13 protein-coding genes are annotated in these 15,282 nt (G+C 65.5%); 1 reads left to right on the top strand and 12 read right to left on the bottom strand.

The genetic code is table 11. From position 1 onward, the window contains the following. Positions 1–221 precede the first annotated feature (221 nt). The 6 genes from AC3WL8_RS31195 to AC3WL8_RS31170 form a co-directional block, all read right to left on the bottom strand. On the bottom strand, positions 222–1,124 hold the full coding sequence (locus AC3WL8_RS31195; RefSeq protein ID WP_492379565.1) for a ParB/RepB/Spo0J family partition protein: 903 nt from the start codon (positions 1,122–1,124) through the stop codon (positions 222–224). Between the two features lie 14 nt (positions 1,125–1,138). Continuing rightward, positions 1,139–1,912 (bottom strand): ParA family protein, encoded by a 774-nt coding sequence (locus AC3WL8_RS31190; RefSeq protein ID WP_013958393.1) that lies wholly within the window; start codon positions 1,910–1,912, stop codon positions 1,139–1,141. Between the two features lie 84 nt (positions 1,913–1,996). Beyond that, positions 1,997–2,698: a 16S rRNA (guanine(527)-N(7))-methyltransferase RsmG gene (gene rsmG / locus AC3WL8_RS31185; RefSeq protein WP_492379564.1), complete on the bottom strand. Its 702-nt coding sequence runs from the start codon at positions 2,696–2,698 to the stop codon at positions 1,997–1,999. A gap of 21 nt (positions 2,699–2,719) precedes the next feature. Next, positions 2,720–4,678, bottom strand: coding sequence for a tRNA uridine-5-carboxymethylaminomethyl(34) synthesis enzyme MnmG (mnmG, locus tag AC3WL8_RS31180; RefSeq protein ID WP_492379563.1), 1,959 nt, complete (start codon positions 4,676–4,678; stop codon positions 2,720–2,722). A 211-nt stretch (positions 4,679–4,889) separates the two neighbouring features. Next, positions 4,890–5,762, bottom strand: a complete 873-nt coding sequence (locus AC3WL8_RS31175; protein ID WP_492379562.1) for an N-formylglutamate amidohydrolase — start codon at positions 5,760–5,762, stop codon at positions 4,890–4,892. A 3-nt stretch (positions 5,763–5,765) separates the two neighbouring features. Next, positions 5,766–6,761, bottom strand: coding sequence for a tripartite tricarboxylate transporter substrate binding protein BugE (locus tag AC3WL8_RS31170; protein WP_035825589.1), 996 nt, complete (start codon positions 6,759–6,761; stop codon positions 5,766–5,768). A 156-nt stretch (positions 6,762–6,917) separates the two neighbouring features. Here AC3WL8_RS31170 and AC3WL8_RS31165 point away from each other — a divergent pair, with 156 nt between their 5' ends. After that, positions 6,918–7,853, top strand: a complete 936-nt coding sequence (locus tag AC3WL8_RS31165) for a LysR substrate-binding domain-containing protein (RefSeq protein WP_492379561.1) — start codon at positions 6,918–6,920, stop codon at positions 7,851–7,853. A gap of 259 nt (positions 7,854–8,112) precedes the next feature. Here AC3WL8_RS31165 and AC3WL8_RS31160 read toward each other — a convergent pair whose 3' ends face one another. From AC3WL8_RS31160 to AC3WL8_RS31135, 6 genes are all read right to left on the bottom strand, one after another. Beyond that, positions 8,113–8,856 carry an ABC transporter ATP-binding protein gene (locus tag AC3WL8_RS31160; protein WP_211980430.1) on the bottom strand — a complete coding sequence of 248 codons (744 nt, stop codon included), beginning with the start codon at positions 8,854–8,856 and terminating at the stop codon, positions 8,113–8,115. Positions 8,857–8,865: 9 nt separating this feature from the next. Then, positions 8,866–10,707, bottom strand: coding sequence for a branched-chain amino acid ABC transporter ATP-binding protein/permease (locus AC3WL8_RS31155; RefSeq protein WP_492379560.1), 1,842 nt, complete (start codon positions 10,705–10,707; stop codon positions 8,866–8,868). 3 nt (positions 10,708–10,710) lie between these two features. Then, complete coding sequence (locus AC3WL8_RS31150; RefSeq protein ID WP_013958401.1) at positions 10,711–11,763, bottom strand: branched-chain amino acid ABC transporter permease; 1,053 nt, start codon at positions 11,761–11,763, stop codon at positions 10,711–10,713. A gap of 547 nt (positions 11,764–12,310) precedes the next feature. After that, positions 12,311–13,462, bottom strand: a complete 1,152-nt coding sequence (locus AC3WL8_RS31145; protein WP_013958402.1) for an ABC transporter substrate-binding protein — start codon at positions 13,460–13,462, stop codon at positions 12,311–12,313. A gap of 286 nt (positions 13,463–13,748) precedes the next feature. Continuing rightward, on the bottom strand, positions 13,749–14,510 hold the full coding sequence (locus AC3WL8_RS31140) for a sulfite exporter TauE/SafE family protein (RefSeq protein ID WP_153954223.1): 762 nt from the start codon (positions 14,508–14,510) through the stop codon (positions 13,749–13,751). 70 nt (positions 14,511–14,580) lie between these two features. Next, positions 14,581–15,117, bottom strand: coding sequence for a hypothetical protein (locus tag AC3WL8_RS31135; protein ID WP_249221213.1), 537 nt, complete (start codon positions 15,115–15,117; stop codon positions 14,581–14,583). Between the last annotated feature and the right edge of the window lie 165 nt (positions 15,118–15,282).

Below are 15,282 nucleotides of genomic sequence, written 5' to 3'. Positions count from 1 at the left end.
CACGATGGCATGATGGCCGCGCAAAAATTGCGCAGCAATGATGTTTGACGTAATTGGATTGCGCAGCGAACCCTGCGCATGATGAGGGATTACCGGGCACGCCGTACGTATACCTGCCCTTGGAACGACCACTGCAGCGTACACGCAACAGTCATCGCCGCAATGTCCGTTAATCGCACCGAATTGCGCACGCGAAGTTACGTGCGCCTTCGCATCTTGCCTCAGGCAACCTTCTGCTTTTCAGTGGATTCGCGCAGGCGCACGAGCACGCCTTCCAGCGCGTCGTTGTCGCTGAAGTGGATGGTGAGCTGGCCCTTGCCGCGCGCGCCCAGCTTGATCTGTACCGCCAGGCCCAGCGCATCGGACAATTCTTCTTCCAGCCGTGCCACGTCGCGCACGTTGTTGGCGCCCTTCTGCTTGAGCGACTTCAGGTCGAACGGCTTGAGCGTGGACGCCACCAGCTTCTCGGTCTCGCGCACCGACAGCCGCTTGTTCACGATCTGGTTGGCCAGCGTGATCTGGTTGGCGCCGTCCACCGCCAGCAGCGCGCGCGCGTGGCCCATGTCGAGGTCGCCCGCCATCAGCATGGTCTGCACCGGCGCGGCCAGGTTCAGCAGGCGCAGCAGGTTCGACACCGCGCTGCGCGAACGGCCGACCGACTCGGCCGCCTGCTCATGCGTGAAACTGAACTCGCGGATCAGGCGCATGATGCCCTGCGCTTCTTCCAGCGGGTTCAGGTCTTCGCGCTGGATGTTCTCGATCAGCGCCATCGCGGCCGCGGCTTCATCGGCCACGTCCTTCACCAGCACCGGCACCTTGTCCAGGCCGGCGAGCTTGGACGCGCGGAAGCGCCGCTCGCCCGCGATGATTTCATAGCGGTCCGGCTCGGCCACGCGGCGCACCAGGATCGGCTGCATCAGGCCCTGCGCGCGGATGCTGGCGGCCAGCTCCTGCAGCGCGCCTTCATCCATGCGCGTGCGCGGCTGGTACTTGCCCGGCTGCAGCTGGCTCAGGCGCAGCACCGTGGGTGCACCCTCCTGCTTCACCGATTCAACGACTTCGGCCGGCCCGCCCAGCAACGCTTCGAGGCCGCGGCCCAGGCCCTTTTTCTTTGCAGTGCTCATGCTTGCCCTCTCCTTCAGCCCAGCTGCCTGACGCGCGCGATCATCTCGGCGCCGAAATCCAGGTACGCTTTTGCGCCCTTCGATGACGGATCGAACGCCACGCCCGGCATGCCATAGGACGGCGCCTCGGCCAGGCGCACATTGCGCGGAATCAGGGTCTTGAAGACCTTTTCACCGAAGTGCGATTCCAGCTGCGCCGACACCTGCTGCTGCAGCGTGACGCGCGGATCGAACATGACGCGCAGCAGGCCAATCACCTGCAGGTCGCGGTTCAGGTTGGCGTGCACCTGCTTGATGGTGTTGACCAGGTCCGACAGCCCTTCCAGCGCGAAGTACTCGCACTGCATCGGCACGATCACGCCGTGCGCGGCGCACAGGCCGTTCAGCGTCAGCAGCGACAGCGACGGCGGGCAGTCGATCAGCACGAAGTCATATTCGTCATTGACCTCTTCGATAGCCTGCCTGAGGCGGCGCTCGCGCTGGTCCAGCTCGACCAGCTCCACTTCCGCGCCGGCCAGTTCGCGGTTGGCGGGCAGCACGTCGTACCTGCCGGTCTCGGAACGCTGGCGCGCCTGCTTGATGCTGGCCAGGCCCACCAGCACCTGGTACACGCTGTGCTCCAGCGCCTGTTTGTCGATGCCCGAACCCATCGAGGCATTGCCCTGCGGGTCCAGGTCGACCAGCAGCACGCGCTGGTCCTGCGCGGCCAGGCCGGCGGCGAGGTTCACCGTGGTGGTGGTCTTGCCTACCCCGCCCTTCTGGTTTGCGATCACGAATACCTTGGCCATAAGCTACTGAGGCTCCTGCTTCAATTCATCCGGCCAGCGCGGGGCTGGCAGTTCGTGGCGCTGCACGCAGCGCCACGGCGTACGTCATGCGTTGGCGCTTGCGCGCCGCGACAGCACCACCAGGTGGCGCTCGGCATCCAGCCCGGGCACAGTGATGCGGGACACCGCATCGACCTGCCATTGCGCCATCAGCCCGGCAGCTTCCATGCGGTCCAGCTCGGCCTGTGGATAAACACCCTTCATGGCGATCAGCTTGCCGTGCGGTGCGAGGAGCTGGCCCGACAGGTTCACGAAGTCAGTCAGCTCGGCAAACGCGCGCGAGGTGATCACGGCAAAGCCATCGTCATCGTCCAGCTTCTCTACCGGCCCCCAATGCGCCGCGGCATTGGAAAGCCCGAGTTGCGCACGGCACTGGGTCAGGAAGGCGGTCTTCTTCTGCACGATGTCCACCATCAGCACCGACACGTCGGGACAGGCGATGGCCAGCGGCAGGCCGGGCATGCCGCCGCCCGAGCCCACGTCCAATACCCTGCCCCGCGCCGGCGTGCCTACCTCTGCGGCGCGTGCGGCTTCGGCCAGTGCCGGCACGGCGGCAAGCGAGTCCAGCATGTGATGCGTAAGCATCTCATCGGGGTGGCGGATTGCGGTCAGGTTGTAGACGCCGTTCCACTTGCGCAGCAGCGCCAGGTAGGCAAACAAGGTGTCGATCTGGGCCGGCGCCAGTGTCAGCCCGATCTCGGCCAGGCCGGCTTCAAGGCGACGACGCTGCGAGGCGTCGTCGGTCATGGTGTGTCGCGGACCGGGCACTCAGGCGGCCTCTTCGGAGTTGCCGGAAGGTGCGCTCGACTCAGCGCGCATGCGCCCCAGCCCCTTCTTCTTCAGGTGCACCAGCAGCAGCGAGATCGCGGCCGGCGTCACGCCGGAAATGCGCGAGGCCTGGCCCAGCGTTTCCGGACGATGCTGGTTCAGCTTCTGACTGACCTCGAAGCCCAGGCCACGCACTTCGGTGTAGTCCAGCCCTTCCGGCAGGCGGGTCGACTCATTGGCTTCCAGCTTGTCGACCTCGGCCGCCTGGCGGGCGATATAGCCGTGGTACTTGATGCCGATCTCGATCTGCTCGCGGATCTGCTCCGCCAGCATCGGCTCGGCGTCCAGCGGCGTTTCCGGGGCATGGCGGCCGCCCTGCAGCGCCATCAGTGCTTCATAGCGGACTTCGGGCCGGCGCAGCAGGTCGGCCAGGCTGTACTCGCGCTCGATCGGCTTGCCCAGCAGCGGCATGGCATCTTCGGCCGGCAGCATGGCCGGGTTGACCCATGTGCTCTTCAGGCGCTCTGTTTCACGTGAAACAGCGTCGCGCTTGCGGTTGAAGGCATCCCAGCGCGCATCGTCGACCACGCCCAGTTCACGGCCGACCTCAGTCAGGCGCATATCGGCATTGTCTTCTCGCAGGCTCAGGCGGAATTCCGCGCGGCTGGTGAACATGCGATACGGCTCGGTCACACCGCGGGTAATCAGGTCGTCGACCAGCACGCCCAGGTAGGCCTGATCACGGCGCGGCGTCCACGCATCGCGTTCGCGCACATAGCAGCCAGCGTTGATGCCGGCCAGCAGGCCCTGCGCGGCGGCTTCTTCATAGCCGGTGGTGCCATTGATCTGCCCCGCAAAGAACAGGCCGCGGATCGCCTTGCTCTCCAGCGATGCCTTCAGCCCGCGCGGATCGAAGTAGTCATACTCGATCGCATAGCCGGGGCGCAGGATATGCGCGTTCTCCATGCCGCGGATCGAGTGCACCAGTTCCAGCTGCACGTCGAACGGCAGGCTGGTCGAAATCCCGTTGGGGTAGAACTCGTTGGTGGTCAGGCCTTCGGGTTCCAGGAAGATCTGGTGGCTTTCCTTGCTGGCAAAGCGATGGATCTTGTCCTCGATGCTCGGGCAGTAGCGCGGCCCTACCCCTTCGATCACGCCGGTGTACATCGGCGAGCGGTCCAGCCCGCCACGGATGATGTCGTGGGTACGGCTGTTGGTATGGGTGATCCAGCATGGCAGCTGTTGCGGGTGCTGCTCCGGACGGCCCAGAAAGGAGAACACCGGTACCGGATCCAGGTCGCCAGGCTGCTCTTCCATCACCGAGAAATCGATGGTGCGGCCGTCAATACGCGGCGGCGTGCCTGTCTTCAGGCGGCCTTGCGGCAGCTTCAGGTCCTTCAGGCGCGCCGACAGCGACACCGCTGCCGGGTCGCCGGCGCGGCCGCCGGTGTAGTTGTCCAGCCCGACGTGGATCTTGCCGTCCAGGAAGGTGCCGGCGGTCAGCACCACCGCGCGGGCGCGGAAGGCGATGCCGACCTGCGTCATAGCGCCGACTACGCGGTCGCCCTCCACCATCAGGTCGTCCACGGCCTGCTGGAACAGCATCAGGTTCGGCTGGTTCTCCAGCCTCGTACGGATCGCCTTGCGGTACAGCACGCGGTCCGCCTGGGCGCGCGTGGCGCGTACCGCCGGGCCCTTGCTGGAGTTGAGGATGCGGAACTGGATGCCGGACTCGTCCGTGGCTGCGGCCATGGCACCGCCCATGGCGTCCACTTCCTTGACCAGGTGCCCCTTGCCGATGCCCCCGATGGACGGGTTGCAGCTCATCTGGCCCAGCGTCTCGATGTTGTGAGTCAGCAGCAGCGTCTGGCAGCCCATACGGGCCGCGGCGAGTGCAGCTTCAGTGCCGGCATGGCCACCGCCGACGACGATGACATCGAATTCTTTTGGGTAAAGCATGGGACACCTCCTCCGGGAGGCTGGCGGGAAAATACGGGAATGCGAAATTATAGCGGCAATCGACAAGCCGCTTTCCGACGGTAACCATGTTTCACGTGAAACATGGCGTTGGCGATACCCGGCGAGTCGCTTGAAAGCGACGTTATGTTCCACGTGAAACAAAAAGGCCGGGCACATGGCCCGGCCGGATGTTTCACGTGGAACAAGCGCCTCAGAGTTGCGCGCGGATGTAGCCCGCAACCTGCTCGGTCAGCTTGCCAAGATCGCGCTGCAAGGTGGTGAACCCGGCATTGCGCTCGCGTGTCACCTCGTCCATATACAGCGGCCGCCGAATCTCAATCTGCAGGCTATTGCGCCGCTCGGCCGGCCGGCCGATCTGTGCGATCAGCTGCACGCCCTTGTATGGGTCGTTGCGCGCCACCGTGTAGCCCATGCCGCGCAGTTCCCGTTCGACCAGGTCGACCAGCCCCGGCTCGCAGGTGGTGCCGTCCCGGTCGCCCAGCACAAAGTCCGCCAGCGGGTGTGGGCTGTCGATCTTGAGCCGCTCGTAGGCGTTATTGGGCATGGAGTGCAGGTTCAGGTGCCAGAGCGCGCCAAAGCGCTGGTAGGCGCTCTCCACGGCCTCGGCCAACGCTGCATGGTACGGCCGGTAGTAGCCGTCGATACGGCCCTGCACTTCCGCTACGGACAGGCGCCGGTCATAGATCGGCGTGCTGGCATCGATCCGGCTCCAGATCAGGCCGTAGCCCAGTTGCGTCTTCGGCCCTGGGGCCAGCGCTGTCGACCAGGCGCCGTCGAGCTGGGCCGGATCGATATCGTCGGCCATCCGGTTCGGGTCGATATAGACGCGCGGGAAAGTCGCCGCCAGCAGCGTACCGCCTGCTGCGGGCACGGCCTCCCACAGAACGTCGACGTGTGTGTCCTCGCCCCCGCGCAGGCGCGCGGCAGGGATCGCCGCGCCGAAGTCGGCCGGGTAGGCGGTGCCGCTGTGCGGCGAGTCGCACACCAGCGGTAGTACCTCCCCTTCCGGCAGGCGCACAATGACCGGCGGCAGCGCGGCGGCCAGGTGATTCGCTTCAGCCATGCGTCAGTCCAGTTGGATGTTGGCGGCCTTGGCAACGCGGGCATAGCGCGCCATGGCCTGCTGGATCTGGGCCTTGAACTGCTCCGGCGTGGTCGGCACCAATGTGCCGCCGGACTCTTCCACCTTGCGCTTGAATTCAGGGTTCTGCATGGCCTTGTGGATGGCCTGGTTCAGCCTTGCCACGATGGCGGGCGGCGTGCCCGCGGGCGCGACGATGCCGAACCAACCGCCGTCGCCCATCTCCTTGTAGCCCAGTTCCGCATAGGTGGGCACGTTTGGCAACTGCGGCGAGCGCGTGGCGCCAAGCACCGCCAGCGCGCGCAGGCGGCCCGACTTCACGTGAGGCAGCGCGGAAGCCAGGTTGTCCGAGATGGCATTGACCTGCCCCGCCACCGCATCATTGAGCCCAAGGCCGGCGCCCTTGTACGGCACATGCAGCAGCTCGATCTTCGCCAGCATCTGGAAGTTCTCAAGGTTTACGTGGCCGAGGGTCCCTGTGCCCGGCGAGGCAACCGAATACTTGCCCGGATTGGCCTTGGCCAGCGCGATGAACTCCTGCATGGTTTTCGCCGGCACGCTCGGGTGCACCGTGAATACGCTTGGCATCGACACCACGTTGGTGACCGGGGCAAAGTCCTTGATCGGGTCGTACTTGAGCTTCGGGTATACAGCGGGGTTAGAGCCGTGCGTGCTGACCGTGGCCATGCCGATGGTGTAGCCATCCGGCGCGGCGTTGGCCACCTGCTCCATGCCCACCGAGCCGCCGGCGCCACCCTTGTTCTCGACCACGATCGTCTGGCCCAGCTCGCGGCCGGCAAACTCGGCCACCAGGCGCGCCGACAGGTCAGTGGAGCCGCCTGCCGCAAACGGCACGATCAGGCGGATCGGGCGCGTCGGGTAGTTGCCTTGCGCGAAGGCGCTGCCGGCAAAGGCCAGCGTGGCCGCGGCAGCGGTGCCGGACAGCAGCAGCTGGCGGCGGGATATCCGGGCTCGGATCATGGGGTTTCTCCTGTTGGTTATGTGCATGAACCGGGCGAGTGTCAGCCGTTTACCGGCTGTGCACAAACGACTATATTGCACGTTTGCATTACCAAAGATCATTCTTGCGGCGTCCGCTCCGGAAGTTAACTTCCCCCCGGCCCCGCCCTCCCCGCCATGCGGCTGCATTCCCCATCGATGTCCGAACTGCACGCCTTTGCCGCCGCGGCACGGCTGGGCAGCTTCACGCGCGCAGCCGACGAGCTGTGCGTGACGCAAGGTGCTGTCAGCCGCGCCATTGCACGGCTGGAAGCGCACTTCGCCCAGCCGCTGCTGCAACGCAATGCGCACCGCCTGATGCTGACCGATGCCGGCCAGCAATTGCTCGATGCCGTGGCCGAGCCGTTGGCCGCGATCGAGCACGCCAGCGCCGCCTTGCGCGCCGGCGACCGCCGGCACCACCTGACACTATCGATCGTGCCCACGCTGGCCAGCGTCTGGCTGGTGCCGCGCCTGCCGGACTTCCACCGCCGCCATCCGGAAATCCGGCTGGACTTCGTCCCGTACCAGCGCGACGAGGACCTCTCCGGCCCGTCACCGGACGCCGCCATCCTGGCCGGTGAAGCCAGCAAGTGGCCGAGCCTGCAGGTCGACTACGTGGTGGGACGTGAAATGGTGCCGGTCTGCCATCCGGATCGCGCGCGGGCACGGCGCGAGGCCGGCCGCTGGCAGTCTCCCGCGGAGTTGCTGGACGAGCCCCTGCTCTACCACACCACCGCGCCGGCGAACTGGCAAAACTGGCTGCAGGCCGCCGGCATACCCAACGCTGCGCCAAGGTTATCCACAGCGTTCGACCAGGTCTCGATCCTGATCCAGGCGGTGCGCGCCGACATGGGCGTCGCCGTGCTGCAGCGGTGCCTGGTACGCGACGAAATTGCCGCCGGACGCGTAACGGCGCCGTTTGACCTGCCAATTTCGCTGCAACGGGGCTATTTCCTGTGTGCGCCGAAGGAACGGCGCGATCATCCGGCGCTGACCTGCTTCCGGGATTGGCTGCTGGAGACCGCAGCGAAAGATACAGGCAGCGGCGCCAATACTTTATTCACCAGATGACTTGCAGAACAAAAATTCTGCAAAATTGCATTCATCCCACAGATAAAATTCCGCAAATTATTATCCGTATGGATGTTATTCCGTAAATTGGATTGGCAAAAATCATTCCAATGGATATTGGCGTACCTACATCAGCGCACCGGTGCCGACACCCGTCCGAAGCGCCTCGGAATTGGGTTATCCCCAAAGTTATTCACACCACCAATAGAAAAGGGCCTGCATCCGCAGGCCCTCATTCCTCTGGCGAAAACCGAGCGGATCAAGCCGCCTTTTTTGCCAATCCAAGGTATGTTTCGATCACCTTCGGATTCGCCGCCAACTCGTCGGCCGGCCCTTCCATCGCCATATCGCCGGTCTCGATCACATAGCCGTAGTCCGCCACCTGCAGCGCGGCGCGTGCGTTCTGCTCGATCAGCAGCGTGGCCACACCGGTCTGGCGCAGGTTGCTGATGATGTGGAAGATCTCCTTCACGATCAGCGGTGCCAGGCCAAGGCTGGGCTCGTCCAGCATCAGCAACTGCGGCTTTGCCATCAGCGCGCGGCCCACCGCAAGCATCTGGCGCTCACCACCGGAGAGCGTGCCGGCGTCCTGGCGTGCGCGCTCGCGCAGGCGCGGGAACTGGTCGTAGACCACGTCCATCTGGTCCAGGTAGTTCTTCTCGCCGGCGCGCTTGCGGCGGAAGGCCCCCAGCTGCAGGTTGTCCTCCACCGTCATCGACGCGAACAGCTCGCGCTTCTCCGGGACCAGGCACATGCCGCGCGCAACGCGCCCCTCCACCGGAATGCCGGCCATGTCGTGGCCGAGGTAGCTCACCGAACCGTTCGACGACCCCGTCACCGGCAGCGCACCCATGATCGCATTGAGCATGGTCGACTTACCGGCGCCATTGGGGCCGATCACCGTGACGATCTTGCCGGCCTCCACCTTCAGGTTGGCGCCGTGCACCGCTTCCACCTTGCCATAGCGGACGTGGAGGTCCTTCACTTCGAGAATCAGGCTCATGTCCGGTCCTTACTCCACGCCACCCAGATAGGCTTCCAGCACCGCGGGGTTCTTCTGCACTTCCTCAGGCACGCCCTCGGCAATGCGCGTGCCGAATTCCATCACCACCAGCCGGTCGGTCAGGTTCATCACGAAGTCCATGTCGTGCTCGACCAGCAGCACGCTCATGCCCTCGCCCTTGAGCTTGCGCAGCAGCTCGGCCAGCGCCTGCTTCTCCTTGTAGCGCAGACCCGCTGCCGGCTCGTCCAGCAACAGCAGCGCCGGGTCGCAGCACAGTGCACGCGCGATTTCAAGAATCCGCTGCTGGCCCAGCGCGAGGCTGCCGGCTTCCATATACATGCAATCGGCCAGCCCCACGCGTTCAAGCTGGCGCTTCGCTTCGAACAGCAGCTTCTCTTCCTCGGCCTTGTTCATGCGCAGGATCGCGGCCGAGACGCCGCCCTGTGCGCGGAAATCGCCGCGCAGGTGCGCGCCGATGGCCACGTTCTCCAGCACCGTCATGGTCGGCAGCAGGTGCACGTGCTGGAAAGTGCGGCCGATGCCGCGCTTGACGATCTCGCGCGACGGCAGGCCCGATATCACTTCACCACGGTAACGCACCTCCCCGCGCGTGACCGGCAGCACGCCCGTCACCAGGTTGAAGGTGGTGGACTTGCCGGCACCATTGGGACCGATCAGCCCGATGATCTCGCCCGCGCGCACCTGGAAGCTGACATCGTTCACCGCTACCAGCCCGCCGAACTCCTTGCGCGCAGCGCGCACATCCAGGATCAGTTCGCCGGCGTCGGGCTTCTGGCGCACGGCCAGGGCCTCGGCCTGCGCCGGCGCCAGTACCGGCGGACCCGAAGGAACCAGACGCCGCAGGAACGGCCAGATGCCATCGCGCGCGTATTGCAGCAGCAATACCAGCAGCACGCCGAAGACGATGATCTCGAAGTTGCCGTTGGCACCGAGCAACTTGGGCAGCACGCCCTGCAGCACATCCTTCAGGATGGTCAGGATGCCCGCGCCCAGCACCGCGCCCCACACATGGCCCACGCCGCCGACCACGGCCATGAACAGGTACTCGATGCCGTAGTTCAGGCCAAACGGCGTCGGGTTCACCGCGCGCTGCAGGTGCGCGTACAGGAAGCCCGACACGCACGCCAGCACTGCCGCCACCACGAAGATCACCACCTTCATCCACGCGGTGTTCACACCCATGGCCTCGGCCATCACGCCTCCGCCCTTGAGCGCGCGGATGGCGCGGCCCGGGCGCGAGTTCAGCAGGTTCTGCATCGCCAGCACGGCCAGCAGCACCACCGCCCAGATCAGGTAGAACATCGAGCGGCCCGACTGCAGTTCGATGCCGAAGAACGACAGCACCGGGATCCCGTTCAGGCCGTCATACTTGCCCAGGAACTCCAGGTTGCCGAACAGGAAGAACAGCGACAGGCCCCAGGCAATGGTCGCCAGCGGCAGGTAGTGGCCAGACATGCGCATCGTGATCAGCCCGATCACATAGGCCGATGCCATCGTGATCACCAGCCCCACCAGCAGCCCGAACCACGGCGACAGCCCGAACTGCGTGGTCAGGTACGCAGTGCTGTATGCGCCCAGCCCCACGAACGCCGCCTGCCCGAACGAGGTCATGCCGCCCACCCCGGTCAGCAGCACCAGCCCGATCGCGACGATGCTGTACAGGCCGATGTAATTGCCCAGCGTGATCCAGAACTCCGGCGTCGGCAGCGCCGGCAGCAACACCAGCACCACAATGAAAGCCAGCACCAGGACCCGGTTGCGGTTCAGCCGCGCACGGCTGCCTGCCTCGGCACTGGTCACCGCCGCCTGCTTGTCGGTCAGCATGGTCATGGCTTATTCCTCCTCCTCGACATGCTTGCTCGTCAGCGAGCGCCACAGCAGCACCGGAATGATCAGTGTGAAGACGATGACCTCCTTGAACGCGCTGGCCCAGAAGGACGAATAGGATTCGAGCAGCCCCACCAGCAGCGCACCCAGCGCCGCCACGGGGTAGCTCACCAGCCCGCCGACGATGGCGCCGACAAAGCCCTTCAGGCCCACCAGGAAGCCCGACTCGTAGTACACGGTGGTCAGCGGCGCGATCAGGATGCCGCACAGCGCACCCATCGCCGCGGCCAGCGTGAACGACAGCCGCCCCGCCTGCGTGGTGCCGATGCCGACCAGGCGCGCACCCAGCCGGTTCACCGCGGTCGCGCGCAGCGCCTTGCCCTGCAGCGTGCGCTCGAAATAGAAGTACAGCGCGCCGATCAGCAGCGCCGACACGCCCACGATCCACAGGCTCTGGCCCGAGATGCTGAGCGCCCCCACGTCGAAGCGCGCGTCCGAGAACGCATTGGTGCGCGAGCCCTCCGCGCCGAACATCACCAGGCCCAGCCCCACCAGCGCAAAGTGCACGCCGACCGAGACGATCAGCAGCACCAGCGTGCTGGCTTCGGCCAGCGGCTGGTAGGCGAGCCGGTACAACATCGGCCCCAGCGGGATGATGATCAGCAGCGTCAGCGCGATCTGCGCCAGCATCGGCAGCGGCTGCGCGCCATACTGCTGCGCCAGCCAGTGCACCGCGAGCGGGAATACCAGGTACTTGCCGGCCAGCACCGCCAGCCGCTGGCCCAGCGTGCGGCGCAACTCAGCGCTGCGCAGCACCGCGACGGTTTCATAGACGAAGGTCAGCGCCCCCATCGCCAGCAGCAGCCAGCTGGTCTGCGGCGCGTGCCCGGCCTGCATCGCCGCCAGCGTCAGCGCACCGTAGGCAACAAACTCCCCTTGCGGGATGAAGATGACCCGGGTCACCGAGAACACCAGCACCAGGGCCAGCGCCAGCAGCGCGTAGATCGCGCCCGAGGTGATGCCGTCCTGGGCCAGGATGGCAGCGATTGATAAGTCCATTGTCTCCCCGTCTTTTGGAAATACCTGCCTGCATCATATGGGGGCCGACAGGGTGCTATGCGCTTTGGGATTTACGCAATAGTAAACGGATTGTCCATTGTGGAAGTACAGGACAAGCCCTAACGAGAGGCGTGTGGCGGGCGTGGGCTGTCCAGCGATATCGCATCAACGCCTTCGGCTGCGCTCCGCGCAAGCGCCCAATGCCGTCACCGCATTTTGGGCCTACGTAGCAGCCGTAGGCGTCCCCGCGATGCCGTTAGCAGCAGGCGGCCTACACCCTGCATGGGGATCGTTCAATAGTGGGTTAACGCAGGCACTGCGCCACACTCACATGGCGCAGCAGGGTCGAACGGGCAACCACGCCCCAACGGCAAGCACCACCGTGCGAACGACCAACGCCCTGGAATTGATTGAGCCGCATAGGCGACGCGTTTTTTGGTCACTTTCTGTCGCTCGGACAAAAAGTGACTCACCGGCTACGCCGCGAAACAGCAGCGCTTGCCACGAGCGACACCCAACCGCATCGCACCACGCCGCCCCCCAACCGTCACTTAGTCAGCAACTTCCACTTCCCATCAACAATCTGCACCATCACCCGCGCCCGCTGATCGAAGCCAAGGTGGTCGGTAGCACTCATGTTCATGATCCCATGCGACACCGGCAGATTCTTGGTCTGCTCCATCGCCTCCCGCAACGCCTTACGGAATTCCTTGCTACCCGGCTGACCCTTCTTCAGCGCCTCGGGAATGGCATGCTGCAAAATCAGCCCCGCATCCCAGGCATGACCGCCGAAGGTCGAGACCTGGCCGCCGAAGGCCTTCTCATAAGCAGTCTTGTAGGACATGGCCGGTTTCTTCACCGGATTGCTGTCCGGCAATTGCTCAGCCACCAGCAGCGGTCCAGCCGGCAGGAAGGTGCCTTCGCAATCCTTGCCGCACACACGCAGGAAGTCGGCATTGGCCACGCCATGGGTCTGGTAGATCTTGCCCTTGTAGCCACGCTCCTTGAGCGTCTTGGCCGGCAGCGCCGCGGGCGTACCCGAGCCTGCGATCAGCACGGCGTCGGCGTTGGCGCTCATCATCTTCAGCACTTGGCCGGTGACCGAGGTATCGGTACGGGCAAAGCGCTCGTTGGCGACCACCTTGATCTTGCGCAGCTCCGCCACCTTGGCAAATTCCTGCGCCCAGCTGTCGCCATAGGCGTCCGCGAAGCCGATGAAGGCCACCGTCTTCACGTTGTTGTTGGTCATGTGCTCGGCAATGGCGGTCGCCATGTGCGAGTCATTCTGCGGCGTCTTGAAAACCCAGGCGCGCTTGGCGTCCATCGGCTCGATGATGCGGGCCGAGGCGGCCATGGTGATCATCGGCGTCTCGTTCTCGGCCACCACGTCAACCATCGCCAGCGAGTTTGGCGTCACGGTGGAACCCACCACCACGTCGACCTTGTCTTCGCTGATCAGCTTGCGGGTGTTCTTGACCGCGGTGGTGGTGTCGGAGGCATCGTCCAGCACGATGTACTCGATCTTCTTGCCCGCGATTTCCTTGGGCATCAGCGTGAAGGTGTTCTTCTCCGGAATACCCAGCGATGCCGCCGGACCCGTCGCCGACACCGTCACCCCGACCTTGACCTGTGCCTGGGCTGCACCGGCAACCAGGCTCGCCGCAGCGATTGCCAGCAGGCTGGCGCGCTTGAAATCCATCTTGTCTCCTTCGGTTCCTGAAACGGAAAGGCATCCGTCCGGCGTCCACCGGCGGATGCCCGTTCTTGGATCGACCCCTCGGGTCAACGCAGGCACATCGCCGGCACCTGCGCTACAGCCAGGAACGACGCGAGGCCGCTCCCCAATTTCCCCGTCCGCACCACTCCCCCGGATAGGCGCGCTCCGGCTATTCACCGACCGCTCGGTCGGGAATGCGGATCGAGTCTAGCACAGCGACCTAGTGCGAAAAGGGAGGATTAACCCGCATCGCGCGCGCCGCCTGCCGTCAGCGCAGGAACGCGTCCCAGGCGGTCTTCAGGATCAGCGCACTCACCACCACGATAAACACCTTGCGCACGAAGGCGCTGCCGTGGCGCAGGGCCAGCTTGCTGCCCACCTGGCTGCCGGCGATGTTGGCCACTGCCATCACCAGGCCCAGTTGCCACCAGATATGGCCCTTGCTGGCCAGCAACAGCAGCGCCGCCAGGTTGGTGGCAAGGTTGACCACCTTGGTCGAGGCCGCCGCGTGCAGGAAGTCATAGCCGAACACCCGCACGAACGCGATCATCAGGAAGCTGCCGGTGCCCGGGCCAAACACGCCGTCATAGAAGCCGATGGCAGCCCCAGCCAGCAGCGCCGCGACGCGCTCGCGCGACCCCGACAACGTCGGCGCATGTTCCGTGCCCAGGTCCCTCTTGGCCACGGTGTAGACCAGCAACACCACCAGCACGAACGGCAGCGCCTTGCGCAGCGGCTCCGCCGGGATCCTGGTCAGCGCCCAGGCACCGGCCATCGAGAAGATAAGGGCCGCCACCACCGCGGGCGCGGTCGCGCCCCAGTAGATGCGCACGCTGCGGCCGTAGCGCAGCGCCGCGTTGGCGGTGCCCGCGATCGAGCCCATCTTGTTGGTGCCCAGCAGCGTGGCCGGCGCGATATTGGGATAGGCCGAGAACATTGCCGGGATCTGTACCAGGCCGCCGCCGCCGGCGACCGCGTCGATCAGGCCGGCGAGAAAGGCGGCAACCGCCAGGAATGCGAATTCCGTCATTGCAGGAAGCAGGGGAAGCGAAAAGGGAAAGATCGGAGGAGATCGGTGCGGGCAGCCGGGCGGCGCCGGTTCAGCCCAGCACCTTGGCCGCCGGCACCAAACTGCGGTGCCACATGCCGTTGCCATGCGGCCTGAAGCCCGGCGGCGCGCCGCCATGCCCTGCCACCAGCCCCGGCGCCAGCAGCGCGTGGCGGATACCGTGGGCGCGGCCCCAGTCGGCCAGCGTGGCGCAGCAGGCCTCAAGGCAGGCACGGCGGGACCCGCCGTCCAGCCCGGGCCGTACCCACCATTCGATGCCGCAGGCGGCCAGCCCGGCAAGCTCCAGGCTCGGGAGCAGCGCCACCGGCAGGCACGCCAGCAGATTATGTGGAGCTTGCGCCTCGCCCACCAGCAGGCAGATGCCGCGACCGGACTGGGCCAGCAGGTCGTCCAGCATCAGCCGGCGCGCGCGGGCGGCGGGCACCGGCAGTGGCTGCACCGTATCCAGCCAGGCCTCCAGCATGGCTGCGTCGGCACCCAGCCCGAGGCGTACCAAGCCCTGCGGCGCGGGTGCGTCAGGACGATCCGGAACGGCTGGGGAGTCAGGGGAATCAGGGATGGCAGGCATGGCGGGCAGCGAGAGCGCCCGCATTGTCGCATGTGGAGGATAGCCAGGTGACGCCGATGTGGCCTGGATGCCCCATGATGGGGCGAAAGCGCCATAGCAGGCGTTGGGAAGCGCAAATGAAAAAAGCGTTGCCGAGGATCACCCGGCAACGCCCTTTATTTATAA

Source organism: Cupriavidus sp. FW305-F7, from assembly GCF_058782875.1.
Note: the sequence above shows the minus strand (reverse complement) of the source record. Positions and strands in the feature narration are given on the sequence as shown.

Bases quoted from the DNA above. Each gene is read 5' to 3' on its own strand.
- AC3WL8_RS31195 (WP_492379565.1), bottom strand. From the start codon at position 1,124: ATGAGCACTGCAAAGAAAAAGGGCCTGGGCCGCGGCCTCGAAGCGTTG.
- AC3WL8_RS31190 (WP_013958393.1), bottom strand. From the start codon at position 1,912: ATGGCCAAGGTATTCGTGATCGCAAACCAGAAGGGCGGGGTAGGCAAG.
- rsmG (WP_492379564.1), bottom strand. From the start codon at position 2,698: ATGACCGACGACGCCTCGCAGCGTCGTCGCCTTGAAGCCGGCCTGGCC.
- mnmG (WP_492379563.1), bottom strand. From the start codon at position 4,678: ATGCTTTACCCAAAAGAATTCGATGTCATCGTCGTCGGCGGTGGCCAT.
- AC3WL8_RS31175 (WP_492379562.1), bottom strand. From the start codon at position 5,762: ATGGCTGAAGCGAATCACCTGGCCGCCGCGCTGCCGCCGGTCATTGTG.
- AC3WL8_RS31170 (WP_035825589.1), bottom strand. From the start codon at position 6,761: ATGATCCGAGCCCGGATATCCCGCCGCCAGCTGCTGCTGTCCGGCACC.
- AC3WL8_RS31165 (WP_492379561.1), top strand. From the start codon at position 6,918: ATGCGGCTGCATTCCCCATCGATGTCCGAACTGCACGCCTTTGCCGCC.
- AC3WL8_RS31160 (WP_211980430.1), bottom strand. From the start codon at position 8,856: ATGAGCCTGATTCTCGAAGTGAAGGACCTCCACGTCCGCTATGGCAAG.
- AC3WL8_RS31155 (WP_492379560.1), bottom strand. From the start codon at position 10,707: ATGACCATGCTGACCGACAAGCAGGCGGCGGTGACCAGTGCCGAGGCA.
- AC3WL8_RS31150 (WP_013958401.1), bottom strand. From the start codon at position 11,763: ATGGACTTATCAATCGCTGCCATCCTGGCCCAGGACGGCATCACCTCG.
- AC3WL8_RS31145 (WP_013958402.1), bottom strand. From the start codon at position 13,462: ATGGATTTCAAGCGCGCCAGCCTGCTGGCAATCGCTGCGGCGAGCCTG.
- AC3WL8_RS31140 (WP_153954223.1), bottom strand. From the start codon at position 14,510: ATGACGGAATTCGCATTCCTGGCGGTTGCCGCCTTTCTCGCCGGCCTG.
- AC3WL8_RS31135 (WP_249221213.1), bottom strand. From the start codon at position 15,117: ATGCCTGCCATCCCTGATTCCCCTGACTCCCCAGCCGTTCCGGATCGT.